The organism is Streptomyces sp. NPDC054841 (assembly GCF_053611045.1).
Map to the genome: position 1 here is coordinate 1 of NZ_JBSGZO010000839.1, position 1,898 is coordinate 1,898.

Below are 1,898 nucleotides of genomic sequence, written 5' to 3' on the forward strand. Positions count from 1 at the left end.
CCTGGTCACCGCCTCCACCGCCGATGCCGGCGTCGCCCGCGGGCGGCTGCTCGGCGGGCGGAGCCTGCTCGGCCGGGGGCGCCTGGTCCGCCTGCCCGCCGACGCGCTCGATGCGTGCCTTGCGGATGAGGTTCTTGCCGGGTTCGCGGACCTGCTCGAACGCGGCGTTGTTCAGGAGGGCGCAGCTGCCGGAGGTCGACGTGACCTCGACGGTGGTCGACTTGTTGTTGTCGAGGTTGGTGACCTTCAGCTTGGTGCCGATGGGGAACTGGTTGCTGGATGCGGCGGGGGCGCCGCCTTCGCCGGAGAGGGTCACGGTCGAGCCGGCGCAGACGACCTCGCCGGCGGCACCGCCCTGGTCACCGCCTGCACCGCCGTTGCCGGCGTCGCCCGCGGGCGGCTGCTCGGCCGGGGGCTGGGCCGGAGCCGCTGCCTGGTCTTCTCCTCCCCCGGAGCCCTTCTCGCAGCCCGACGCCTCCTGCTGGACCTTGATCTGCGCGATCACTGCCTCGCGGTTGGCGATCCGAGCGGCCGACTGGGCGTCCGGATTGGCCCGTTGACCGGCGATGAAGTTCTCGTTGTTGCGAATCGCCTGGGCGAGTCCGTCACAGGCCACCGAGGCCTGGCTTGTCCCGGTCATGACAACCGCAGTGCCACCGACCAGCGCCGCTGCGCCGACGAGCAGAGCGATTTTCTTCTTGCCGCTGAGGGTCTTCTTGCGCGACACGTGAGAGCTCCTGTCCCCGGCCGTGAACGGCGGCCGGATCGGTTCCGTGTGCCGTTACGTACGAGTAGGCCGACGGCTCTGCTCAACTGCCACAGGGGTGACTTCCTTAACTGCGGCTTAAGTTTTCGCAGGTGGGCGGGGAGCTGGGCGTTTGCGGCAGCCGGTCCGACCGGGGGGAGCGGATTCAGCGGCCCAGCGCGTCCCGAACCGCCTCCTCCGTGCGCCCCACCACCGCCGTACCGTCCTCCGCCGTGATGATCGGACGCTGGATCAGCTTCGGGTGCTCCGCGAGCGCCGCGATCCAGCGGTCGCGCGAGGCCTGCTCGCGTGGCCAGTCCTTCACGCCCAGTTCCTTGGCCACCGCCTCCTGGGTCCGCGTGATGTCCCACGGTTCGAGGCCGAGTCGCCCGAGCACCTCGCGGATCTCGTCCTGTGACGGCACGTCCTCCAGGTAACGGCGCACGGTGTACGAGGCGCCTTCCTCGTCGAGCAGATGCAGTGCGCTGCGGCACTTCGAGCATGCGGGATTGATCCAGATCTCCATTCCGACACCGTACTCCCCAGGCGCCTCTCGAACACCCTGAACACCTGCTGGCCAGCAGCGATTGTCAGTGGTGGGCAGTAAAATCGAACTAGTTCGTGAGGGTCCAACCACCGCGCCAGGAGGTCGCCGATGGCCGTTGCCGCAGTCACGACGAAGACGGGGCCGAAGACGGAAACGAAGACGAAGACGGGGTCGAGGACGAAGAGGGGGCCGAGGACGATGCACGGGTCGACGCCGACGAAACTGACGAAGCAGCCACTGCCCGCGGGTCTGCCCCGGGACTGGTACGAAACCCACAACCGCCGGCTCAAGGCCATGCGCCTGGCCATCGCCCTGCTCGACACGGGCATCTACCACCCTGCGAACGCGAGCAATCGCCGGATACGCACCACGGCCGAGTGCATCGGCATCCGCCCGCCGTCCGACACGACGTGCCACATGGTGCGCGAGCTGATCCACTACGCCGACTGAGGCGACGCCTGACATCTGATGCCTGATCCCCGATGCCTGATGTCCGACGCGCCGCGTCCGGTGCAGGAGAGACCCGGACGGGTCAGAACAGGTCCGGACAGGTCGGGGGTCAGGTCCGAGTAGGGCGGGGCAAGTCCGAGTAGGGCGGAGCAGGTC

Annotated in this window: 3 protein-coding genes; 1 reads left to right on the plus strand and 2 read right to left on the minus strand. The window is 68.7% G+C overall.

Features of this window, described 5'->3' with window-relative positions:
• Positions 1 to 727 (minus strand): hypothetical protein (locus ACWGI8_RS43730; protein ID WP_453669124.1); only part of this gene is annotated, 727 nt, incomplete at its 3' end.
• 184 nt (positions 728 to 911) lie between these two features.
• A complete protein-coding gene (locus ACWGI8_RS43735) occupies positions 912 to 1,271 on the minus strand; it encodes an arsenate reductase family protein (protein ID WP_453669125.1) in 360 nt (119 codons plus the stop codon).
• A gap of 219 nt (positions 1,272 to 1,490) precedes the next feature.
• On the opposite strand from ACWGI8_RS43735, the gene ACWGI8_RS43740 reads away from it, so the two are divergent.
• On the plus strand, positions 1,491 to 1,742 hold the full coding sequence (locus ACWGI8_RS43740; protein ID WP_453669127.1) for a hypothetical protein: 252 nt from the start codon (positions 1,491 to 1,493) through the stop codon (positions 1,740 to 1,742).
• Positions 1,743 to 1,898 lie beyond the last annotated feature (156 nt).